At 70.5% G+C, this 22,659-nt stretch carries 21 protein-coding genes; 6 read left to right on the forward strand and 15 right to left on the reverse strand.

Features of this window, described 5'->3' with window-relative positions; genetic code table 11:
• The first annotated feature begins 113 nt into the window (after window positions 1–113).
• A complete protein-coding gene (locus BKD26_RS36370) occupies window positions 114–1,079 on the forward strand; it encodes a sigma-70 family RNA polymerase sigma factor (RefSeq protein ID WP_084907240.1) in 966 nt (321 codons plus the stop codon).
• Here BKD26_RS36370 and BKD26_RS36375 read toward each other — a convergent pair.
• The gene (locus BKD26_RS36375; RefSeq protein WP_084907161.1) at window positions 1,012–1,377 is read right to left on the reverse strand and encodes an STAS domain-containing protein; all 366 of its coding nucleotides are present in this window, start codon (window positions 1,375–1,377) and stop codon (window positions 1,012–1,014) included. The two genes, BKD26_RS36370 and BKD26_RS36375, sit on opposite strands and share 68 nt — an antisense overlap.
• Before the next feature lie 56 nt (window positions 1,378–1,433).
• Here BKD26_RS36375 and BKD26_RS36380 point away from each other — a divergent pair, with 56 nt between their 5' ends.
• Entirely contained in the window at window positions 1,434–2,093 is a 660-nt protein-coding gene (locus BKD26_RS36380) for an HAD family hydrolase (protein ID WP_179166838.1), read from the forward strand.
• Window positions 2,090–2,533, forward strand: coding sequence for a hypothetical protein (locus tag BKD26_RS36385; protein WP_084907165.1), 444 nt, complete (start codon window positions 2,090–2,092; stop codon window positions 2,531–2,533). Before BKD26_RS36380 ends, BKD26_RS36385 begins: the two co-directional genes overlap by 4 nt.
• 759 nt (window positions 2,534–3,292) lie before the next feature.
• On the opposite strand, the gene BKD26_RS36395 is transcribed toward BKD26_RS36385, so the two are convergent.
• From BKD26_RS36395 to BKD26_RS36445, 11 genes are all read right to left on the reverse strand, one after another.
• Complete coding sequence (locus tag BKD26_RS36395; RefSeq protein ID WP_084907169.1) at window positions 3,293–4,570, reverse strand: thymidine phosphorylase; 1,278 nt, start codon at window positions 4,568–4,570, stop codon at window positions 3,293–3,295.
• Window positions 4,571–4,664: 94 nt separating this feature from the next.
• Complete coding sequence (locus BKD26_RS41800; protein WP_107418122.1) at window positions 4,665–5,054, reverse strand: cytidine deaminase; 390 nt, start codon at window positions 5,052–5,054, stop codon at window positions 4,665–4,667.
• Window positions 5,051–6,322: an ABC transporter permease gene (locus BKD26_RS41805; protein ID WP_073753811.1), complete on the reverse strand. Its 1,272-nt coding sequence runs from the start codon at window positions 6,320–6,322 to the stop codon at window positions 5,051–5,053. Before BKD26_RS41805 ends, BKD26_RS41800 begins: the two co-directional genes overlap by 4 nt.
• A 91-nt stretch (window positions 6,323–6,413) precedes the next feature.
• Window positions 6,414–7,523, reverse strand: coding sequence for an ABC transporter permease (locus BKD26_RS36410; protein WP_084907173.1), 1,110 nt, complete (start codon window positions 7,521–7,523; stop codon window positions 6,414–6,416).
• The gene (locus BKD26_RS36415; RefSeq protein WP_241519016.1) at window positions 7,520–9,055 is read right to left on the reverse strand and encodes an ABC transporter ATP-binding protein; all 1,536 of its coding nucleotides are present in this window, start codon (window positions 9,053–9,055) and stop codon (window positions 7,520–7,522) included. The genes BKD26_RS36410 and BKD26_RS36415 overlap by 4 nt, the downstream gene beginning before the upstream one ends.
• Window positions 9,056–9,294: 239 nt before the next feature.
• Complete coding sequence (locus tag BKD26_RS36420; RefSeq protein WP_084907175.1) at window positions 9,295–10,338, reverse strand: BMP family ABC transporter substrate-binding protein; 1,044 nt, start codon at window positions 10,336–10,338, stop codon at window positions 9,295–9,297.
• 234 nt (window positions 10,339–10,572) lie between these two features.
• Window positions 10,573–11,793, reverse strand: coding sequence for an amidohydrolase (locus BKD26_RS36425; protein WP_073754728.1), 1,221 nt, complete (start codon window positions 11,791–11,793; stop codon window positions 10,573–10,575).
• A 229-nt stretch (window positions 11,794–12,022) separates the two neighbouring features.
• A complete protein-coding gene (locus tag BKD26_RS36430) occupies window positions 12,023–13,060 on the reverse strand; it encodes a hypothetical protein (RefSeq protein ID WP_084907177.1) in 1,038 nt (345 codons plus the stop codon).
• Window positions 13,057–13,941, reverse strand: a complete 885-nt coding sequence (locus tag BKD26_RS36435; protein ID WP_084907179.1) for an N-acetylneuraminate synthase family protein — start codon at window positions 13,939–13,941, stop codon at window positions 13,057–13,059. The genes BKD26_RS36430 and BKD26_RS36435 overlap by 4 nt, the downstream gene beginning before the upstream one ends.
• Before the next feature lie 12 nt (window positions 13,942–13,953).
• Window positions 13,954–15,411, reverse strand: coding sequence for an acylneuraminate cytidylyltransferase (locus tag BKD26_RS42170; RefSeq protein WP_084907181.1), 1,458 nt, complete (start codon window positions 15,409–15,411; stop codon window positions 13,954–13,956).
• Window positions 15,408–16,682: a DUF6716 putative glycosyltransferase gene (locus BKD26_RS36445; protein WP_179166839.1), complete on the reverse strand. Its 1,275-nt coding sequence runs from the start codon at window positions 16,680–16,682 to the stop codon at window positions 15,408–15,410. Before BKD26_RS36445 ends, BKD26_RS42170 begins: the two co-directional genes overlap by 4 nt.
• Before the next feature lie 178 nt (window positions 16,683–16,860).
• Here BKD26_RS36445 and BKD26_RS36450 point away from each other — a divergent pair, with 178 nt between their 5' ends.
• Both BKD26_RS36450 and BKD26_RS36455 read left to right on the forward strand, forming a co-directional pair.
• Window positions 16,861–17,850 (forward strand): glycosyltransferase family 2 protein, encoded by a 990-nt coding sequence (locus BKD26_RS36450; RefSeq protein ID WP_084907185.1) that lies wholly within the window; start codon window positions 16,861–16,863, stop codon window positions 17,848–17,850.
• Window positions 17,847–19,148: an alpha-2,8-polysialyltransferase family protein gene (locus BKD26_RS36455; RefSeq protein WP_084907187.1), complete on the forward strand. Its 1,302-nt coding sequence runs from the start codon at window positions 17,847–17,849 to the stop codon at window positions 19,146–19,148. The genes BKD26_RS36450 and BKD26_RS36455 overlap by 4 nt, the downstream gene beginning before the upstream one ends.
• Here BKD26_RS36455 and BKD26_RS36460 read toward each other — a convergent pair.
• The 3 genes from BKD26_RS36460 to BKD26_RS36470 all read right to left on the reverse strand — a co-directional run bounded on the left by BKD26_RS36460 (window position 19,135) and on the right by BKD26_RS36470 (window position 20,961).
• On the reverse strand, window positions 19,135–19,959 hold the full coding sequence (locus BKD26_RS36460; protein WP_084907189.1) for a MerR family transcriptional regulator: 825 nt from the start codon (window positions 19,957–19,959) through the stop codon (window positions 19,135–19,137). The two genes, BKD26_RS36455 and BKD26_RS36460, sit on opposite strands and share 14 nt — an antisense overlap.
• 77 nt (window positions 19,960–20,036) lie before the next feature.
• Entirely contained in the window at window positions 20,037–20,618 is a 582-nt protein-coding gene (locus tag BKD26_RS36465) for a Uma2 family endonuclease (RefSeq protein ID WP_241519012.1), read from the reverse strand.
• Between the two features lie 97 nt (window positions 20,619–20,715).
• Window positions 20,716–20,961: a LysE family transporter gene (locus tag BKD26_RS36470; RefSeq protein ID WP_347106116.1), complete on the reverse strand. Its 246-nt coding sequence runs from the start codon at window positions 20,959–20,961 to the stop codon at window positions 20,716–20,718.
• A gap of 20 nt (window positions 20,962–20,981) precedes the next feature.
• On the opposite strand from BKD26_RS36470, the gene BKD26_RS36475 reads away from it, so the two are divergent.
• Window positions 20,982–22,559 (forward strand): recombinase family protein, encoded by a 1,578-nt coding sequence (locus BKD26_RS36475; protein ID WP_084907193.1) that lies wholly within the window; start codon window positions 20,982–20,984, stop codon window positions 22,557–22,559.
• Window positions 22,560–22,659: the final 100 nt, after the last annotated feature.

Below are 22,659 nucleotides of genomic sequence, written 5' to 3' on the forward strand. Positions count from 1 at the left end.
ACGTCAGTCAGACCCTGAGCCACGACCACCGGAACCCGCTACGAGTATCAATGTCAGTCCCCTCCTGTAGCTTCCGTGAGGAGGCAAGGGGAAGCGCGACAGGGGTGGACACCATGAGCGATGCGGCCGTACAGGACCAACTGGAGCAGTACCGGACCGAGCTGACCGGGTACTGCTACCGCATGCTGGGATCGGCCTTCGAGGCGGAGGACGCCGTCCAGGACACGATGGTCCGGGCGTGGCGGAGCTTCGATAAGTTCGAGGGCCGGTCCTCGGTGCGCTCCTGGCTGTACCGGATCGCGACGAACGTATGCCTGGACGCGCTGAACGCGGGCAACCGCCGGGCGCGGCCGATGGACCTGACCGCGCCGACACCGGTGGCGCAGGCCCAGCTGAACTCGCGCCCGGAGGTCACCTGGCTGGAGCCGGTGCCGGACGGGCGGGTGCTGCCGTCGGTCGCCGACCCGGCGGAGACGACGGTGGCCCGGGAGACGGTGCGACTGGCGTTCGTGGCGGCGCTCCAGCACCTGCCGCCCAAGCAGCGGGCGGTGCTGATCCTGCGCGAGGTGCTGGCGTGGAGGGCGAGCGAGGTGGCGGAGCTGCTCGGCACCTCGGTCGCGTCGGTCAACAGCGCATTGCAGCGGGCGCGGGCGACGCTCGCCGAGTCCGAACCGGCGAAGACCGACACGGCCGACCCGCTCGACGAGGAGCAGAAGAAGCTCCTCGACCGGTATGTGGCGGCGTTCGAGGGGTACGACATGGCGGCACTGACCGCGCTGCTCCACGAGGACGCCACGCTGTCCATGCCGCCCTACGACCTGTGGCTCCGGGGCCACGACGACATCACCGGCTGGATGCTGGGCGTCGGCGAGGTGTGCCGGGGTTCACGGCTGGTTCCGGTGGTGGCGAACGGCACGCCGGCGTTCGCGCACTACCACCCGGATCCGGAGGGCGGTTTCAGCCCGTGGGCGCTCATGGTCATCGAGATCGTGGACGGGAAGGTCTCGGGCATCACGTCGTTCCTGGACGTGAAGCGCTGGTTCCCGTTGTTCGATCTTCCGGAGCGGCTGGAGGCGTGACCTCACCGAGCAGCCCGTCCAGCCCGACCAGCTCCAGCAGCTCACGGACGGCGGGCTGCGCGTTGCGTACGGTCATCCGGCGGCCCAGCCGCTGAGCGGTCAGCCGCAGCCGGGCCAGAGCCTCGACGGTGACGAGGTTCGGCCGGGTGACGCCGCCGATGTCGCAGATGACGTCGCAGCCGACGTCACCGCCGCCGCTCCCGCTGAGCAGCTCGGTCAGCTCCTCGCAGAGGCGGGGTACGTCGGCCGGCTCGATGACGCCGACGACGAGGAAGATTTTCGGATCCGTGGTGTCCACATGAAAGGAGACCCGCGCCGGGGACGGAACTCATCGGTGCCCGTACGCTCCGGATCATGACTGTTGATCCTGTCGAGCTGGTGATCTTCGACTGCGACGGCGTCCTGGTGGACAGCGAACGGATCTGTGTGCGCGTCGACGCGGAGATCTGCGCCGACCTGGGCGCCTCCTTCACGGAAGCGGAGATCGTCGAGTTCTTCGTGGGCTCGTCGTCCGAGACGTACACGGCGATCGTCGAGGAGCGGCTGGGCCGGCCGCTGGAGCCGGACTGGTTCGACGCGTACGAGCACCTCCACCAGGAGGCGCTGGACGCGGAGCTGACCGTGGTCGACGGGATAACGGACGCGCTGGACGCCCTGTCGGTGCCGTACTGCCTCGCCTCCAACGGCGGCCACGCCTCCATCCGCCGCAACCTGACCACCACGGGCCTGCTCCCCCGCTTCGAGGGCCGCGTCTTCAGCGCGGCCGATGTCCCGCGCGGCAAGCCCGCCCCGGACCTCTTCCTCCACGCGGCGGCCACGATGGGCGTCCCGCCGTCCCGCTGCGCGGTCGTCGAGGACAGCCCGTACGGCGTCGCCGCCGCCCGCGCGGCCGGCATGCGTGCCTTCGGCTACTGCGGCGGCCTGACGCGGGCGGAGCGGCTGGCGGGCGAGGGGACGGTGGTCTTCGACGACATGCGGGAGCTGCCGGGGCTGCTGGCGGAATCGCCGGCATGACCAGGGCTGTGGACGAGGAGATCGCCGGCGTCGCGTGGGACCGGCTCTTCCACGCCTACGGGACGGCCACGGACACCCCGGCCCATCTGCGGGGCCTGCTCACCGAGGACGAGCAGGCGATCTCGGCGGCGTCCGAGCACCTGTGGTCGGCGATCCTGCACCAGGGCACGGTCTGGCCCGCGACGGCGCCCGCCGCGAAAATCGTCGCGAGGATGCTCACGCGGCCGGCCCTGCGGGAGGGCGCGCTGGTGTTTCTGCGGCAGGTGGCGGTGGCCTCCTACCTCGGGGACCAGGCCGATGAGCTGCGGTCCGTGGCGTATCCGGCGGACCGGCGGCCCAGGCCGCGATCGACTCCTGGGCGGCTGCGTACATCGCCGGGGACGAGGACGACCAGGTCGACATGTGGGCGGACGACGACGGGACCGGCGACCTGGTGCTGACGCGCTCGGTGCTCGACTGCTACGACGCCTTTCCCGAACTGCTCGCCGCGGTGACGCCGTTGCTGGACGACACCGACCCGGCGGTCCGCACGGCGGCGTGGTCGGCGGCGGCCCGGTTGGCGCGCCACCCCGCAGCGGTACCGGCGGCTGCCGAACTCCGTTCCCGGCTGGAGCAGTCGGCCCTGGACGCGGGCTCCGTCGAAAAACGCGCCTCGCTCCTCCTGGACCTCGGCGGCCTGGGCGGGAAGCCCCGCGCCTGGCTTCCGGACCCGCATCCGGCCGTACGGGGCGCCGCCGCCCTCGCGCCCGCCCTCGCCGAAGACCCGGGCGCGCTCGACGCGTTGGTGACCCTGGCCGGCTCGCCCCGCGCCTTCGACGCCCTGTCGGCGCTCCCCCGCTTCGGCGGCGAGCCCACCCGGTGGACGCTGATCGCGACCGTGTGCGCCCGCGTGACGGACTTCGCGCGGCTGTACCCGGCGGCGCTCGCCACCCTGCCACTGGCCTTCCGGCTGGCCCCCTGCCCGGACCTGGGCCCGTATCTGCGGGTCGCCTTCCCCGACGGCCGGCCCACCGAGCCGAGCCCGCACCAATGCGCCCTGGCGGGGGCAGTCGCCGCCCGCGATGAGCTGTGGGACCCGGTGAACGGCAACCGGCGGATCACCTTCGGGCATGGCGGTCTCCTCTTCCGGTGCGTCACCGATCCCAGCATGCCGAACGGGACCGACGGAGGTCCATCGGTCCCGTTCAGCCGTACGAGTGTCAGGCGATACGTTCCAGCACCACCGGGGTCGGGTCGTACGCCGTGCCCGCCGCCGCGATGTCGAAGGCGCCGTCCAGGGACTTCAGGGCGTAGTCGAACTTCTCCGGGGTGTCCGTGTGGAGGGTCAGCAGCGGCTGGCCCGCCGTGACGGTGTCGCCCGGCTTGGCGTGGAGTTCGACGCCGGCGCCCGCCTGGACCGGGTCCTCCTTGCGGGCGCGGCCCGCGCCGAGGCGCCAGGCGGCGACGCCGACGCCGTACGCGTCGAGGCGGGTGAGGACGCCCGAGGAGGGGGCGGTGACGACGTGCTGTTCGCGGGCGACCGGGAGGGGGGCGTCCGGGTCGCCGCCCTGGGCGGCGATCATGCGGCGCCAGACGTCCATCGCCGAGCCGTCCGCGAGGGCCTTCGCCGGGTCGGCGTCCTTGATACCGGCCGCGTCGAGCATCTCGCGGGCGAGTGCCAGGGTCAGCTCGACGACGTCGGCGGGGCCGCCGCCGGCGAGGACCTCGACGGATTCGCGCACCTCCAGGGCGTTGCCCGCGGTGAGGCCCAGCGGGGTCGACATGTCGGTGAGGAGCGCGACGGTCTTCACACCGTGGTCGGTGCCCAGGCCCACCATGGTGGACGCCAGCTCGCGGGCGTCGGCGATGTTCTTCATGAACGCGCCCGAGCCGACCTTGACGTCCAGCACCAGCGAGCCGGTGCCCTCGGCGATCTTCTTCGACATGATCGACGAAGCGATCAGCGGGATCGCCTCGACCGTGCCCGTGACGTCGCGCAGCGCGTACAGCTTCTTGTCGGCGGGGGCGAGGCCGTCGCCCGCCGCGCAGATCACCGCGCCGGTGGTGTCGAGGACGTGCAGCATCTCCTCGTTGGACAGCAGCGCCCGCCAGCCGGGGATGGACTCCAGCTTGTCGAGCGTGCCGCCGGTGTGGCCGAGGCCCCGGCCGGACAGCTGCGGTACGGCGGCGCCGCACGCGGCGACCAGCGGCGCGAGCGGCAGGGTGATCTTGTCGCCGACGCCCCCCGTGGAGTGCTTGTCGGCGGTGGGGCGGGACAGGGAGGAGAAGTCCATCCGCTCACCGCTGGCGATCATCGCGGCGGTCCAGCGGGCGATCTCCGTACGGTTCATGCCGTTGAGCAGGATCGCCATCGCCAGCGCCGACATCTGCTCGTCGGCGACCTCGCCGCGCGTGTAGGCGTCGATGACCCAGTCGATCTGCTCGGGGCTCAGCTCGCCCCGGTCCCGCTTGGTGCGGATGACGGAAATCGCGTCCATGGTCTTGAAGGTTCCTTCCAGTACGCGCAAAGAGAAGCAGGGAGAAGAAGGAAGGACGACCCCTCCGCGGACAGCGCGGAAGGGTCGTCCCGTCCTAGGTGAGGTGCTGGGGCCCGAACGCCTGCGGCAGCATGTCGGCGAGCGTCAGCACGCCCGCCGGGGTGTCCAGCAGCAGTTCGTCGCCGCCGAACTCGTACAGCAGCTGCCGGCAGCGGCCACACGGCACCAGCACCTGGCCGCGCCCGTCCACGCACACGAAGTGCGTGAGCCGGCCGCCGCCCGTGGCCTGGAGCTGGGAGACCAGCCCGCACTCGGCGCACAGGCCGATGCCGTACGAGGCGTTCTCCACGTTGCACCCGGTGACCGTGCGGCCGTCGTCGACGAGGGCCGCCGCGCCCACCGCGTAGCCGGAGTAGGGGGCGTACGCGTGGGACATGGCCTCGCGGGCGGCGTCGCGCAGCCCCTGCCAGGGGTCGGACGTCACTTGCCCTGGCCCCTCTTGTACGGCATGCCGTCCGCCTTGGGCATCCGCAGCCGCTGTGCGGAGACGGCCAGCACCAGCAGGGTGGTGACGTACGGCGCGGCGTCGACGAACTGGCTGGGCAGCGCGTCGGTGAGCGCGTACCAGGCGAAGAGCCCGGCCGACACGGCGGTGGCGACGGCGGCGGCCACGTACCGCTTCTTGTACAGCTGCCAGATGACCAGCGCGGCCAGCAGGATCGCCAGCAGCAGGAGCATGGCGTGGACGTTCTCCGCGCCTCCGCGCAGCTTGAGGCTGTCGGTGAAGCCGAACAGTCCGGCGCCGAGGGCCATGCCGCCCGGCATCCAGTTGCCGAAGATCATCGCCGCGAGGCCGATGTAGCCGCGGCCGCCGGTCTGGCCCTCCTGGTAGATACCGGTGGAGACGATGGCCAGGAAGGCGCCGCCGAGGCCCGCGAGGGCACCGGAGACGAGCACGGCGATGTACTTGTACTTGTAGACGTTGACGCCCAGGGACTCGGCGGCGACCGGGTTCTCACCGCACGAGCGCAGCCGCAGGCCGAAGCCGGTGCGCCACAGGATCCACCAGGTGGCGGGGATGAGCAGCAGCGCGACGACGGTGAGCAGGGACAGGTTGGTGACCAGGCCGCCCAGGACGCCCGCGAGGTCGGAGACGAAGAACCAGTGCTTGGCCTGGAGGTCGGCCAGTCCGTCCGACATCCCGGGGATGGTGATGTCGGTGATCTGGTCGATGCGCGGCGACTGCTTCGACGAGCCGCCCTCGGCCTCCGCGAACGTGAAGTTCGACAGGTAGCGGGTGACGCCGACGGCGAGGATGTTGATGGCCACACCGGAGACGATGTGGTTCACGTTGAACGTGACCGTCATCAGCGCGTGCAGCAGCCCGCCGAGCACCCCGCCGAGGATGCCGAGCGCGACACCGGTCCACGGGCCCCACTGGTAGCCGGCCCAGGCGCCGAACCAGGTGCCGAGGATCATCATGCCTTCGAGGCCGATGTTGACCACGCCGGCCCGCTCGGCCCACAGGCCGCCGAGACCGGCCAGTCCGATCGGGATGGCCAGCTGCAGAGCGCCGGAGATCTGGCCCACGGAGGTGAGGTCGTTCGCACCGCTGATGACGCGGACCAGCGAGAACAGGGCCAGGCCGCCCGCGATGAGCAGCAGGATGACGGGCAGGGACAGCCGGCGGCGTCCGCCGCCCTTCTTGGGCGCCGCGGCCGCGGCCGTGACAGTGCTCGTGGACTCGCTCATGCTGCCCTCAACTCGTTTGCTTCTCCGCCCGCACGGCGCAGCGGTGCGGCTTTCGTGGTCGTCTGCGGCCCGGCGGCCGTGCGTGCGTCGCTCACGGAGCCACGGCCTCCTTCTTCTCGCGGGCCTGGGCGGCAAGCTCCTCGCCGACCTTCTGCTGCTGACGGCGCAGCCCGTACTGCCGGACGAGTTCGTACGAGACGACGACCGCGATCACGATCAGGCCCTGCATGATCGTGGTGATCTCCTTCTCGTAGCCCTGGGTCTCCAGGGAGCCCGCGGTCTTCTCCAGGAAGGAGATGAGCAGTGCGGCGAAGAAGATGCCGACGGGGCTGTTGCGGCCGAGCAGGGCGATGGTGATGCCCGTGAAGCCGACACCGACGGGGAAGCTCAGGCTGTACGTGTGGGTCTGGCCGAGCAGCATCGGCATGCCGGCGAGGCCGGCGACCGCGCCCGAGATCAGCATGGCGGTGAGGACCATCTTCTTGGCGTCCACGCCGCTCGCCTGGGCGGCGGTGCCGCTGGCGCCGGTGGCGCGCAGGTCGAAGCCGAAGCGGGTGCGGCTGAGAATGAACCAGTAGACGATGCCCAGCGCGAAGGCGACGAAGGTGAAGCCGTAGACGGTGCCGCCGTCCAGGTCCAGGCCGGGCATCCAGCCGGACTCGGGGATCTCACCGGTGGTCAGGTCGTTGGAGCCGGGGAGCTGCACACCGAAGTTGGCGGGCAGGATAAGCCAGGCGATCATGCTGTTGGCGATGGCGTTGAGCATGATCGTCGCGACGACCTCGCTGACGCCGCGCGTGGTCTTCAGGATGCCCGCGATGCCGGCCCACAGGGCGCCGACGACCATGGCGACGACCACGATCAGCAGGATGTGCAGCGGCCCGGGCAGCGTGACGGCGGCGCCGGCGACCGCGGCGAGCATCACCGCGAGCCGGTACTGGCCGTCCACACCGATGTTGAACAGGTTCATCCGGAAGCCGATGGCGACGGCCAGCGCGGCGAGGTAGTACGTGCCGGTCTGGTTGAGGATGTTGACCTGGACGTCGACGAACTGGGCGCTGTCGACCATCAGCGGGTACAGCCCGAACGGGTCACGGCCCGAGACCAGCAGCACCACGGTGGTGAGCAGGAAGGCCACGACCAGGGCGAGCACCGGGCCGGCGAGGCCCAGGATCAGCCGGTCCTTGTCGAACTTCTTCATCGGCCCTCACCGTTCGCGTTCTCGTTGTGCTCAAGGTGGCCGGTGGCGGCGCCGGTCATGGCCGAGCCCAGCTCCTCGGGGGTGATCGTGGCGGGGTCGGCGTCCGCGACCAGCCGGCCGCGGTACATCACCCGCAGGGTGTCGGAGAGCCCGATGAGCTCGTCCAGGTCGGCGGAGATCAGCAGCACCGCCAGGCCCTCGCGGCGGGCCTCACGGATCTGGTCCCAGATCTGCGCCTGCGCGCCGACGTCCACGCCACGGGTGGGGTGGGCGGCGATCAGCAGCTTGGGGTGGTGGCTCATCTCGCGGCCGACGATCAGCTTCTGCTGGTTGCCGCCGGACAGGGAGGCCGCGGTGACCTCGATGCCGGGGGTGCGTACGTCGTACTCGCGCACGATCCGCTCGGTGTCGCGGCGGGCGGCCTTGAGGTCGAGCAGGCCGCGCTTGCTGTTGGGCGCCTCGGTGACGTGGCCGAGGATGCGGTTCTCCCAGAGCGGGGACTCCAGCAGCAGGCCGTGGCGGTGGCGGTCCTCGGGGATGTAGCCGATGCCGCCCTCGCGGCGCTTGCGGGTCGGCGCGTGGGAGATGTCGTCGCCGTCGAGGGTGATCACACCGCCGTCGGGGTCGCGCAGGCCGATGAGGGCCTCGATGAGCTCGGTCTGGCCGTTGCCCTCGACGCCGGCGATGCCCATGACCTCGCCCTTGTGGATGGTGAAGTCGATGCCCCCGAGGACCTCGCGGACGATGCCGTCCGGGTCGGTCTCGGTGAGCCGGAGGTCCCGCACCTTCAGCATCGGTACGTCCGTCACCGTGGACTCGCGGGTCTCCGGGGAGGGCAGCTCGGCGCCCACCATCAGCTCGGCGAGCTGCTTGGTGGTGGCGGTGCGGGGGTCGGCGGTGCCGACGGTGGTGCCGCGGCGGATGACAGTGATGTCGTCGGCCACGGACAGCACCTCGCCCAGCTTGTGCGAGATGAAGATGACGGTGAGGCCCTCGGCCTTGAGCTCGCGCAGGTTGGCGAAGAGCGCGTCGACCTCCTGCGGGACGAGCACGGCGGTCGGCTCGTCGAGGATGAGGGTGCGGGCGCCGCGGTAGAGGACCTTGAGGATCTCGACGCGCTGGCGGTCGGCGACGCCGAGCTGCTCGACGAGGGCGTCGGGGCGGATGTTCAGCCCGTACGCGTCCGAGATCTCCATGATCTTCTTACGGGCCTTGCCCCCGATGCCGTACAGCTTCTCGCCGCCGAGGACGACGTTCTCCAGCACGGTGAGGTTGTCGGCCAGCATGAAGTGCTGGTGGACCATGCCGATGCCGATGGCGATGGCGTCGGCCGGGCTGGAGAAGGAGACCCGCTTGCCGTCGATGGTGATGGTGCCCTCGTCCGGCTTCTGCATGCCGTAAAGGATCTTCATCAGGGTCGACTTGCCGGCCCCGTTCTCACCGATCAGGGCGTGAACGGTGCCCTTGCGGATCGTGATGTCGATGTCGTGGTTGGCGACGACGCCGGGGAAGCGCTTGGTGATGCCGCGCAGTTCTACGGCAGCAGCCGGCGGCGACGACGGACTGGACGCGTTGATGACGCACTCTCCTTGGCGGGAAAGGAGCGGGGAGCGGGAGGGGGCAGATCCCGAAGCTATCGCGCCGCGCGGGGCTCTACGCGCGTAGCGACAGCGAAGGGGAGAAACCAGGGGACGGGCGGACATGGTCCGGGTCCGGAGGGCGGCTTTCGCCGCCGCTCCGGACCCGCGGAAACCATGTTCCGGCCGCGCGGTTACGGAGCGGTCTTGACCTTGATCTTGCCGGCGATGATGTCGGCCTTGGCCTTGTTCACCGCTGCGGTCACGGTGGTCAGCTTGGTGTACGCCGGGTTGGAGGTGGCCAGGCCCACACCGTCCTTGTCGAGGCCGTAACGGACCTCACCGGACTGCGGCTTGCCGTCCTTGACCGACTTGATCAGGTTGTAGACGGAGTCGGAGACGTCCTTGGTCACCGAGGTGAGGATGTACTCCTTGTAGGCCGCCAGGCCCTTCTGGTTGTACTGGTCGGAGTCGACGCCGATGGCCCACTTCTTGGCCTTGGCGGCGGCCTCGATCGAACCCGAGCCGGCGAGACCGGCGGCGGCGTAGATCACGTCGGCGCCGGCGTCGAGCTGGCCCTGCGCGGCGGCCTTGCCGAGGTCGGGCTTGGAGAAGCCACCGAAGTCCGGCGGCTGCGTCAGGTACTGGACCTTGACGTTGACGTTCTTGTCGGTGTCCTTGACGCCCTGGACGAAGCCCGCCTCGAACTTCTTGATCAGCGGGGTCTCGACACCGCCGATGAAGCCGACGGTCTTGGACTTGGTCACCTTGGCGGCGGCGACACCGGCCAGGTAGGAGCCCTGCTCCTCGTTGAACACCAGGTTGGCGATGTTCTTGCCGGTCTTCGAGGTGTCGTCGATCAGGCCGAAGGTGGTCTTCGGGAACTTCGGCGCGACCTCGGCGATGGCGGGCGCGTACGCGAAGCCGACGCCGATGACCGGGTTGTTGCCGGCGCGGGCCAGCTCGGTCAGGCGCTGGACCTTGTCCGGGTCGCCCTCGCCCTCGTTGGGCTCGGCCTCGGCACCCTTGAAGCCGAGTTCCTTCTCGGCCCTCTCCAGGCCGGCGAAGGCGGCGTCGTTGAACGACTGGTCGCCACGGCCACCGATGTCGTACGCGATGGCCGCCTTGGCTTCGCCGTCGGAAGCGCTGTCCGACGTTTTTCCGCCACACGCGGTGGCGCTGAGCGCGAGTGCCGCGGATGCGACGCCCACAGTTGCGATCCTGGTGATCCGGCGCAAGGGAGGCTCCTTCGACCTGACCTAAGCGCCTCTTCCGGCGCTGGTTTCGCGGCGATCGTAACGCGCGTAGATGTCAGGTAAAGGCCTGTTCGGTAGCCGTTACCAGATCGACGCGAACAGCGCATGACGTCCGCGATACCGCCACGAGGCGTAGTGGGGCACTGCCGGTTCGTGACCGGAAATGGCGGGTCGGGGGAGCCTCGTGGCGGGCCTCGTGGCGGGGCGGAGCGGGGGTCAGAGACCGCCGTCGATGAGCGCGGCGGCGGTGAAGAGTTCGACGCCGACCTGGATGGCCCGCTCGTCGACGTCGAAGTTGCCCCGGTGGAGGTCGAGCCTGGCCGTATCACCCGGGCGGCGGACCCCCAGGCGGGCCATCGCGCCGGGGACGTGCTCCATGTACCAGGAGAAGTCCTCGCCGCCCAGGCTCTGCTCGGTGTCCTCGATCGCGTACGCCCCGCACCGCGCCTCCATCGCGTCGTGCAGCAGCTGCGCGACGGACGCGTCGTTGACGACGGGCGGGACGCCCCGGACGTACTCGATCTGGCACTTGGCGCCGTGCAGCGTCGCCACCTCGTCGATCGCGGCGTACACCTGGTCCGGGGCGTGCCGCCAGGCCTCCAGGTCCAGGCAGCGGACCGTGCCGCCCAGCTCGGCGCGCTGCGGGATGACGTTGGGCGCGTGCCCCGCCTCGATGCGGCCCCAGGTCAGGACCAGCCCGGCACGGGTGTCGATCCGGCGGGACAGCAGTGCGGGCGCATCGACGGCGACGCGGGCGGCGGCGGTGACCATGTCGGTCGTCAGGTGCGGGCGCGCGGTGTGGCCGCCGGGCCCGTCGAGGGTGACCTCCAGCCGGTCACAGGCGGAGGTGATCGCCCCGGTGCGCAGCCCGATCCTCCCCGCGTCCACGCGCGGGTCGCAGTGCACGGCGACGATCCGTCCCACGCCGTCCAGTACGCCGGCGTCGATGGCGGTGATCGCGCCGCCCGGCATGACCTCCTCGGCGGGCTGGAAGATCAGGCGCACCGCGTTCGGCAGCAGGCCCTCCCGGGCCAGGTCCGCCAGCACCAGGCCGGCCCCGAGGACGACGGTGGTGTGCACGTCGTGGCCGCAGGCGTGGGCCCGGTCCGGCACGGTGGAGCGGTACGGGACGTCCGTCTTGGTGTCCGGGATGGGCAGCGCGTCGATGTCCGCGCGGATCGCCAGCATGGGGCGTACGCCGTCCCACGTACCGATGTCGCACATGAGCCCGGTGCCGCCTGGGAGGATCCGGGGGGTGAGCCCCGCCGCTTCGAGCCGCGTCTTGATCGCCGCGGTGGTGCGGAACTCCTGGAAGCCCAGCTCGGGATGCATGTGCACATCCCGGCGGAACGCGATCAACTCGGCGCGCAGGCTCTCGGGCAGCGCGCCGAGCAGGGGCGTATCGCCGGGAACGTCTGTTTCGGGGTCGCGGGACATCACCTTGTTCACCCATGAAAGGGTAGGCGCGTTTGGCCCTCAACTAACGTGTGATCTACAAAACTTCAGCCCGATAGGGGAAAGAAACCCTGGACAGCGGGCTTGAGGGCAGGGCGAAGTGGGTAAACTCACGCGTTTTCAGGCTTTGGTCGATCTTTCTCGGTCGGCTTCCGGTCAGGTGTTCGCGTTCGTGATCGGGTACCCGGTGGGGCGGTTTCCTACGCCGCGGTCACGCTCCCGTGAGGGACAGTCCGTGCACCGATCGTGCCGACTCGGCCACCCCCGCCAGGAAGCCCTGCGCCCGGGGCGAGGCGGTCTCGCGCAGCCACTCCGGCGCTATCCCGCACACGGCGATCGTGACGCCAGTGCCCACGAGCGCCGCCGGCAGCGTGTGCACGACCGTGGAGGGGAAGCTCAGCACCGTACGGCCGATCGGGCCGCGCCGGGCGATCAGCTCCAGCGGCAGGTCCGGGCGGACGATCTCCAGGCCCGTCTCCACCGCTATCCGGTGCAGCTTCTCCACGCTCTCGCGGCGGTGCGCGAAGTAGCGCGTGGCGCCGTGGGCGGCGGCCAGCGCGGCGACGGCCTCGGCGTAACGGTCGGGGTCCACCACGCCCGTCTCCACCAGCGAGGTGCCCACCAGGTCCGCGCCCCGGGTCAGCCGGGGCGGGCCGAACCGCCCGCGGGTCCAGGCGAAACGGTTGACGGTGACGGTGGTGCCCGCCGGCGCCTCCACCGGCAGGGCGGTGAAGATCTCCACGCTGCGCCGGCGTCCGGGGGCGAGCCGGCGGCGGGCCAGGGCGGTGACCGGGGCGAGGGCCAGTTCGCGCGGGCCCCGCACACCGCGGCGGTGCCAGCGTACGAGCCGTTCGCCCCGGGCGAGCTGGGCGGCGAACTCCATGGTGGCCGTGCCGTCGTCGACGACCGTGAGGGCGCGCGGCCCGAAGAGCGTCAGCAGGAGCTGTACGTAACGGGAGAACGGATCGCCGATGATCACCCGCTCGGCGCGCACCAGGGCCGGCGCCAGCTCCCGCAGCGCCCGCGGCAGTGCGCCACGGCCGCCCCGGGCCTCCTGCCAGCGGACCGTGAACCCCTCGTCGCGGGCGAGCTGGGCCATGCGGCGCAGCTGGCCGCGCGACATCGGGTCGGTGGGCGACAGGACGGTGATGGTCAGGTCCGGCCGCCCCGCGTGATCGGCCCACTCCAGGACGTTCAGGAGCTGGACGGGGCTCTCGACGAAGGCCAGGTGCGAGGACGGGGTGGTCATACGGTGGCCGGGACCCTGCGGAGCTTCTTCATGGGGCCGAGCTCCGACTCGTACACCTTCTTGATCCCGTCGCCGAGCGCGGTCTCGATGGTGCGGATGTCGCGTACGAGGCGGGCGAGGCCGCCCGGCTCGACGGAGGCGGCCTGGTCGGAGCCCCACATGGCACGGTCGAGGGTGATGTGGCGCTCGACGAAGCAGGCGCCGAGCGCTACGGCGGCGAGCGTGGTCTGCAGGCCCGTCTCGTGGCCGCTGTAGCCGATGGGGATGTTCGGGTAGTCCCGCATCAGGGACTGGATGACGCGCAGGTTCAGCTCCTCGGCCTTCGCCGGGTAGGTGGAAGTGGCGTGGCACAGCAGGATGTTGTCGCTGCCGAGGACCTCCACGGCGTGGCGGATCTGCTTCGGGGTCGACATGCCGGTGGAGAGGACGACCGTGCGGCCGGTGGCGCGCAGGGTGCGCAGCAGCTCGTCGTCGGTGAGGGACGCGGAGGCGACCTTGTGGGCGGGGAGGTCGAACTTCTCCAGGAACGCCACGGCCTCGGTGTCCCACGGGGAGGCGAACCAGTCGATGCCGCGCTCGCGGCAGTGCTCGTCGATGGCGCGGTACTCGTCCTCGCCGAACTCCACGCGGTGGCGGTAGTCGATGTACGTCATCCGGCCCCAGGGCGTGTCGCGTTCGATGTCCCACTGGTCGCGCGGGGTGCAGATCTCGGGGGTGCGCTTCTGGAACTTCACGGCGTCGCAGCCCGCGTCGGCGGCGGCGTCGATGAGGGCGATGGCCTTGTCGAGGTCGCCGTTGTGGTTGATGCCGATCTCGCCGGTGATGTAGACGGGCTGGTCCGGGCCGGCGGTCTTGCGGCCGAGGGTGCGGAGGCGGTTCATCGTTGCTGTTCCTTACGTGGTGGGGAGGGTGTGGAGCTCGGGGCCGAGGAGCCAGGTCGCGATCTCGCGGATCGCCCCGGCGCCACCGGGCGTGCCGGTGACGGCGCGGGCGGCGGCCCGTACGGAGTCGTGGGCGCTCGCGACGGCGACGGGCCAGCCGACGAGCCCGAAGCAGGGCAGGTCGTTGACGTCGTTGCCGGCGTAGAGCACCCGCTGGGGGTCGATGGCGTGGTCGTCGCACCACTGCTTGAGCGCCAGGTCCTTGCGGTCGATGCCGTGCAGCACGGGGACGGCGAGCTTGCGGGCGCGGGCGGCGACGACGGGGTTCGTCTCGGTGGACAGGATGAGCAGATGAATCCCGGCGCGGCGCAGCGCGGCGACCCCGAGACCGTCGCCCCGGTGTACGGCGACGAGTTCGCGCCCGTCGGAGTCGATGAGGACGCGGTCGTCGGTCTGGGTGCCGTCGAAGTCGAGGACGACGGCGTCGACGTCGTCGCGCGTCGGGGTGACAGGCTCGTCGAGGAGGGGTGCGAGCGCGCGGGCGCGGGCGAGGTCGTGCGGGTCGTCGACCTCCAGGACGCGGGCGGGGTCGGTGACGACGAGCGCGGTCCGGCCGAAGAACCGGTGCCGGTGGGTACGGAAGCCGCGCGCGTCCATGCCGTACGCGGCGCCCGTCTCCAGGTACTCGGGCTCCCGGTCCTGGCGCCGGGGGCGGTGGGCCTTGTCGTGGTTGACCCCGTGGGCGCCGTGGGCGCCGTGAGCGCCGTGAGCGCCGTGGGCGCCGTGGGCGGCCGCTGGCGGAGCCGTGCGGCCCGCGCCGTGCTGCGTGCCCGGACGCGTGTCCGGCGTGTCGGCCGTCGCCGGGGGCGGCGTGAAGCCCGCGCCGTGCTGCGTGCCCGGCGCGCCTGGCGTGTCCGGCGGCCCGCCCGCCGTGCTCGGCGCGCCCTGTGTACCCGCCCGCTCTGTGCCGCCGGGACCGGGGGCGTCGGCGTCGTCCGTCGCCGGGGGCGGGGTCTCGCGCCAGAGGAAGCCGTGGGACGGGGCGACCGTCAGGGCCGTGTCGGCGCCGTCCTCCAGGATCTGGGCGGCGACGCCGTCCACGTCCGACGCGGTCAGGAACGGGCTGGTGCACTGGACCAGCAGGACGACGTCCACCGGGCGGGCGTGCAGGGCCTCGAAGGCGTCCAGCGCGTGGAGCACCGCCGCCTCGCTGGTCGCCGTGTCGCCGGACAGGGCGGCCGGCCGGTGGACCGCCTGGGCGCCCGCCGCGCGGGCGGTGTCGGCGATGGCGGGGTCGTCCGTCGAGACGACCACATCCGTCACGCGCCGGGCGCCCAGGCAGGCCCGTACGGCACGCGCGACCAGGGGTATGCCCCCGACGGGCGCGAGGTTCTTGGCGGGCACGCCCTTGGATCCGCCCCGGGCGGGTATCACGGCGAGCACGGTGGGCCGGGCGGGACGGGCGGTCACAGTTCCCCCAGGCGGCGGATCGCCGGGGCCACGCGCTGGACCCCGTGGCGGTAGAGGCCACGGGCCGCGTCGCGCAGCAGGCGGCGGACCGGGCTCGCGGCGGGCGGCTCGGTGGTGGCGTCCAGGCGGTGGCGCGAGAGCACGCCGGGGAGGTATCCGGGGGCGGTCCCGGGCGTGTAGTACGGGGCGATCGGCGGCAGCGCGGGCGTGGCCCGCAGGTCGAGGACACGGGCGCGGGCCGCGTCGAAGGCCGTCTCGTACGAGCCGTCCGCCGCCACGCCCTGGTCCGCCAGCCAGGCGGCGTCCGGCCGGGGGCGGTGGCCGCCGTCCAGCCGGTCCCAGGAGGTCAGCAGCCCGGAGCCGATGAAGTGGTGGTTGCCGAGCACCTCGCGTACGCCCAGGTCGGTCAGGACCGCTGTCGGCACGCCCCGGTGCAGGGCCTCCAGCGCGGCCGTCGAGGAGACGGTGACCAGCAGGTCGGTGCGGTCGAGGACCTCGCCCATGTGACCGTGGACGAGACGGAAGTTGGGCGGCAGCGGGCCCCGGGCCAGCTTCTGGTACGGGTGCTCCTCCACGTGTGTGGTGTGCTCGCCCGGCTTGGAGCGGAGCTTCAGCAGCACCTCGCGGTGCGGGTGCAGCCGGGCGTGCTCGACCAGCCGGCGCAGCAGGTACGCGCGGTCGGCCCGCGTCGCCGGTACGGAGGGCTGCGCGGCGAACACGACGGTGTCCCGGTCCGGCACCGGCGCGTAGGGCGCCCCGCCGAGGAACGGCAGCGCCGCCTCCACCACCGCCGACGCGTCGGCGCCGACGCCCTCGTACACGGCGCGGAACCGCCGGGCGTCGGCGGCTGAGTTGGCCAGCACGACGTCCGCGCCGTGCCGCAGCAGCAGCCCGTCGGCGAGCTTCTCGTACACGACACCGACATAGCCGGTGACGACCACCGGGCGGCGCGGCAGCACCATCCCGGCCAGGCCGTGCAGCATCGCCTGGACGGTGCCGCCGACGAGCGCGAGGACGACCACGTCGTACGCCTCGTCCCGCACCGCGCGGAGGAACTCCGCCCCGGTCACCTCCCGAGGGGCGGCCACGTCGGCGCCGACCTCGGCGAGCTGGCGCGCGGTCGGGGTGGCCCGGCCGCGCAGCACGAAGCCGGTCACCCGGGTGTCGGAGGGCGGGCTGATGCGGCGCGCCGTCAGGGCGCCCCATTTCCATCGGGTGTCGGAGTCCGCGAGTACCGCGATCCGCACCGCTTCACGGTTGCGTGAGGGCACGCCGAGGACGTTAGAAAGGCGCACGGCCCGCCCGGCCCAACTCGGCCGCAACAAACGGTGAACAGCGTCTGGCGGCAATCCGGCGGCAATCCGGTTAATGAGCGCGCCGCTCAGTGTTCACCGCGCATCCCTTTCCCGGTCGGGCCGAATGACGGTGGCTGCGCCTAGCGTCTCGCGGGTGGTCAAGCTCTCCGTCGTCGTGCCGTTCTACAACGTGCAGACATACGCCCCGGACACCCTGATGAGCCTGCGTGCCAATGCCCGCGAGGACTTCGAATTCCTGCTCGTCGACGACTGTTCGACGGACGGGACGCCGGAGATCCTCGCGGGTGCGGCGCGCGACCTGCCGGGGGCGGTGGTGCTCCGCCACGAACGCAACGGCGGGCTGGCCACCGCCCGCAACGCCGGTATCGACGCGGCCCGTGGCGAGTACCTGGCGTTCCTCGACGGCGACGACTGGCTCGCGCCCGGCCATTTCGCCCGGGTCCTCGCCGCGATCGAGGAGCTGGGCTGCGACTTCGTCCGTACGGACCATGTGCAGTGCACGGCCAAGTCCCGTACCGTGCACCGTGTCCCGGTGGGCCGGCGCGGGGTGGTGCTGCGGCCGCGCGACGCGATCCTGCCGGCCGAGCGGTCCACCTCCGTCGACTACCCGTACGCCTGGGCCGGGATGTACCACCGGCGCCTCGTCGACCGGGGGCTGCTGCACTTCACCGACGGGCTGCGCACCGCCGAGGACCGGCCCTGGATATGGCGGCTGCATCGCGAGGCGGATTCGTTCGCGGCGATCGGTACGCTCGGCATCTTCTACCGGCGCGGCATCTCCTCGTCCCTCACACAAATCGGCGATATTCGACAGCTGGATTTCATCCGCGCTTTCGACCAGGTACTGGCGGAAACCGCGAAGGACCCGGACGCGGAAAGGCTGCTGCCGAAAGCCGTACGCACGTACTGCGCGATCATCGCGCACCATCTGGGTTCGGTGGAACGGTTCGAGGCGCCGGTCGCGCGGAAATTGCGCACACTGAGCGCGGCCGCCCTGAAACGGATGCCGCAGCACATTCTGAACGACGCCCTCGACACGATGGACGCCGAGCGGGCGTCCCGGCTGCGCAGGCTGCGCCGCCGCCCCGTAGCGGGCTCCGTCGCCCTGGAGGCCACGGCATGACCACGCAGATCTTCTACGCCTCCACCCTCTACGGTGCCGTCACCCTCGCCGCCGCCCTGGACAGCGGCTGTTTCCCACCCGCCGACCGCCGGCTGCTGCTGGTCGCGAACAACGCGGCGATACCGGAGACGGCCGTCCCGGTGGACCGGATGCCGGGCTTCGAGCGGCTGGGCGACCGCTTCGACTCCGTACTGTCGTGGAACGACACCATCGCGCCGTTCCACCCGGGCGGCTGGTCGCCGCGGCCGGACGACATACCGCTGTGGGAGCGGTATCTGCGGCTGCTGTGGGGGCTGGGCGAGGACCGGGTCGAGCTGGTCCTGGAGTCCCTCCAGGTGGCGCCCGCGCTGACGCTCGCGCAACTGTTCCCGGACGCGGCGATCGACGTGTACGCGGACGGGCTGATGAGCTACGGCCCGACGCGCAACAAGCTGGACCCGCTGGTCGGCGAGCGGGTGCGGCGGCTGCTGCACCTGGACCTGGTGCCGGGGCTGCGGCCGCTGCTGCTGGCGGAGTTCGGCGCGGCGGCGGAGGTGGTGGCGGCGGAGGCGTTCACGAAGGTCGTGGACGAACTGGCGGACGCCGGGACGCTCCCGGAGGCGACCGGCTCGGCCCTGCTCCTGGGCCAGTACCTGTCCGCCCTCGGCATCATCTCCCCCGCCGAGGAGGAGGACCTGCACATACGGATGGTGCGCGGCGCCGTGGCACGCGGGCACCGGCGCCTGGTCTTCAAGCCCCACCCGGTGGCCCCCGCGTCCTGGTCGCGGACCCTGGAGCGGGAGGCGGAGGCCCTGGGCGCCGAACTGACCGTGCTCGACCGGCCCGTCCTCGCGGAGGTCCTGTTCCGCCGGCTGCAGCCCGCGCTGGTGGTGGCCTGCTTCTCGACCGGGCTGTTCACGGCGGCCCGCTTCTACGACCTGCCGGTCGCCCGGCTCGGCACCGGGATGCTGCTGGACCGCCTCTCCCCGTACCAGAACAGCAACCGGGTGCCGGTGACGATCGTCGACGCGCTGCTGCCGGACCTGGAGAGCGGGGAGACCGGCGACGTCCAGGACCTCGCCGGTCTCGTGGCGGCGGTGGGCTTCGCGATGCAGCCCCAGGTCCGCCCCGATCTCCGCCCGGCGGCCGAACGGTACCTGTCCGCCCACCTCGACGCCCGGACCCGCCGCTACTTCAGGCGCCGCCGCCTCACCGTGCTCGGGCTCCCGGGCGGCGTCCCGGTGCCGCGCAACGCGCTGGCGCGCCGCCTGGTCCGGTGGGCGCGCCGCCTCCGGCGCGCGGTCGTCAGGGCGTCCTGACGACCGGTTCCTGGATCTCCGTGACCCACTTCGCGGGGTCCTCCGGGCACTCCAGGTACAGCTCGCGCGAGTAGCCCGCCGAGCGGTAGCCGTTGGTGTCGATCCAGGTGGCCAGGGTCTGGATGGTGGGCAGCAGGTCGTCCATCGGGCCCCGGTGGACGACCGTGGCCGCCTGCCCCAGGCCGGGCAGCTCGACGATCTCCACGTCCGGCACGGTGACACCGGCCGGGACGGTCATCCCCGCGTGGACGACGATCGAGCCGTCGCCCGCCGGCGCGTCCTCGTAGTAGGCGATGCCCGGGCCGAACGCAGTGACCCCGGCGGCCTCCAGCCGGGCGCACAGCTCCTGGTACAGGGGCGTGATGACGGGGCCGATCTCGCCGGGGCCGAAGCCCGCGGCGACGCCGGTCAGCTCGGCCAGCCGGGCACCCGGAACGCTCTTGACGACGACGTCCTGTGTGGACATGTGTCCCTCGCTCTCGATGGCTCGGAGCCTCGCCCCGACCCGCGCCAGCCGCGCGGCCGCCTCGCTCATCGCCGATTCCAGCTCGGCCTGACGCAGCCGCAGCATCCCGCGCAGCTCCTCGGCCCCGACCTGCTCGTCCAGGATCGACCGCACCTGGTCGAGCGTGAATCCGAGGTCCTTGAGCGCGATGACCCGGTTGAGGCGGGCGAGCTGACCGGCTTCGTAGAAGCGGTAGCCGCTGTACGGGTCGACATGGGCGGGGCGCAGCAGTCCGATCGCGTCGTAGTGGCGCAGCATCCGGACCGACACCCGGCCGTGCCTGGCGAAGTCTCCGATGGTGAACATGACGCCTCCTACGACACGGCCTCACACGGTGTCAGGGTCAAGCACGTTCACCTTCGGTGCCTCGGGGGTCTTCCCCGTCAGACGTCGCCGTCGAGGAGATGATCGACGGACAAGTCGAGGGAGACCCCGACGGGCGGTGGCAAGGGGACGGACTCGCCGCGCTTGTAGGTGGACCGGGTCCGGTATCCGTCACCGACCGGATCCTCATGCACCAGCACGAGATCGTGCTTGCGGTCCACGACGACATACACCGGAATGCCAGTCCTCGCGTACGTTTCCACCTTGGTGACCAGGTCATCCCCCCAGTTGCTGGACGTCACCTCCAGGACCATGCGGAAGGCGTCGGGCGCATAGCAGTTCTTCTCGACCAACGCGTCCTTGAAGCCGGCTTCCACGACGGAGAGGTCCGGCACCGCGTAGTCATTCGGCCCCGTCGGCAGCCACAGGCCGATGCCTGGTACGCATCTGAGCCCTGCTCGCTTCACCCCCGCCTCGTGAAACTCCACGGTGAGCCAGGTCAGCGTCATTTGATGCGGGCCATCCGGCGGTGGTGTCACGACAATGCTCCCGTTGAGGATCTCGACCCGGTGCCCAGGCAGCTTCCCCCAGAGATCCTCAGCGGCATCCGCCAGTGACGACTCGTGCAGTATCACGGCCACGGCAACCTCCTTTCCGGGAGCACTGTCCATCGAGCGTAGCCGCACCCGCCGACATTCCGCCCGCGATCACCCGTTCGAGCGAGCGCTGCTCACAGAGTCACGCGCTGCTGAGCGACAGCTTCACCGCGAAGCCGAGGAACAGCGCGCCCGCCGCCGAGGTGGCGGTGGCGGACAGGCGCTTGCGGCGGCGGAACGCGGCGGCCAGGTGCGTACCGGTGAATATCAGCAGCGTGAGGTAGAGGACGCTCGCCGCCTGCGCGAGCGAGCCGAGCACCAGGAAGGAGAGCGCCGGGTACTGGTACGCCGGGTCCACGAACTGGACGAAGAACGCGCCAGAATCCAACTGCCTGTACGCTCGCGCCCATGACCGCTACGAAGAACGCTCCCGAGTGGACCGCCGAGGAGCTGGCAGAGCTGGCCGAACTTCAGGCCAGGAACGAGGCGCTGCCGGAGGGCGCGCCCCGTGGACTCCTGTCGGTGCGACTGTCGATCCTCACGGAGGACACCACCAGCCCGGCACGGCAGGAGCTTGACCTTCGCCGCCATGCCATCCGAGAGGGCGTCAGGGTTGTCGGCGTGGCCAGGGACCTCGGAGTGTCTGCAACCAAGAAGGCACCTTGGGAGCGGAAGGAACTCGGGGACTGGCTCAACAATCGCATACCAGAGTTTGACCTCATTCTGTTCTGGAAGTTGGACCGGTTCATCAGGCGTATTTCTGACCTACACGAAGTCATCAAGTGGTGCGAGAAGTTCGGAAAGAACCTGATTTCTCTAAATGACACGCTGGACTTGTCATCTCCCATGGCTCAGGCAATGGTGACATTCGTCGCGGCAGTCGCAGAGATTGAAGCCGCCAACACTAAGACCCGCGTTTCTTCCCACTGGGAATACACTAAGCAGCAGGACCAATGGCGTATTGGTAAGCCATCGTATGGCTACAAGACTGCCAGGGTGGGCGGGAAACTCCGCCTAGTGCAAGACCCTAGGCAGGCACGGGCAGTGCGCTACATGTACCAAGCCGCAATGCGGGGGGTTCCGGCAAACCGAATTGCCAAGGTGCTGGATAGGGCCAAGGTTCCGACCTACAGCAACGGGAAATGGAACAACCAGCAGGTTCTCAGGACTCTTAGAAATCCTGCTGTTAAAGGGCTTCGCACCGAAGGGGGCACGAAATCGACTACCTACAAATCTACGCCGGTGCTAGACAAGAAGGGCCAGGAGATCAGGGTCACGGATGAACCGATCCTGACTGATGAAGAATTCGAGGGCGTACAAGCGGCACTTGCCACCCGCTCGAAGAACAAGCGTCATCATGAGAAGAACCGCCGTCCCACCAGGTTCCTTGGCGTCATGAAACATGAATGCGGAAGAAACGTTAACGAAACGAACAGCTACAAAACGCTCTCTACTGGCGAAGTGAAAGAGTACCGATACTTGCGGTGCCCCGAGTGCCGGAAGCCCGGATTCGTCACACCCGATCCTGAGCATGTGTACTCGGCTCTGGCACAGGCCGTCTTTGAGGCCCTGGGTGATTTCGAGGTGATCCGGCGCGAGTACGCCCGAGGCGACGAGAACAGGCGTGAGCGCAAGCGACTGGAAGATTCCATCGCCTACTACATGTCTGGGCTGGAGCCTGGAGGAAGGTTCGATAAGGCCGGATTCATTCGCGAGAAGGCAGAGACCACGCTAGACGCCCTCATGAACGATTTGACGAAGATCGACCCGGAGTCCACAAAGGATAGGTGGGTCTACGAAAGCACCGGCATGACCTACAGCCAACATTGGAAGATTGGTGGCGTAGAGGCCATGGAAAAGGATCTACTGAGCGCCGGAATAACTTTCGAACTTGGGAAACAAGGCGATGGAGAACTCTTGGGGCGGTTGATCATTCCGCACGATGTTGAACAGCGACTGATCAGGATGGACAACAACTGGAGTTGACCATACAGGCACACTCCCCGAAACCAAGATGCCCCCCTCCGCGCGGAGGGGGGCATCTCTTATGTCAATCCACGGCCGGATAGACGACATCAGCAACGAC

The organism is Streptomyces sp. CB03238 (assembly GCF_002099185.1).
GTDB lineage: Bacteria > Actinomycetota > Actinomycetes > Streptomycetales > Streptomycetaceae > Streptomyces.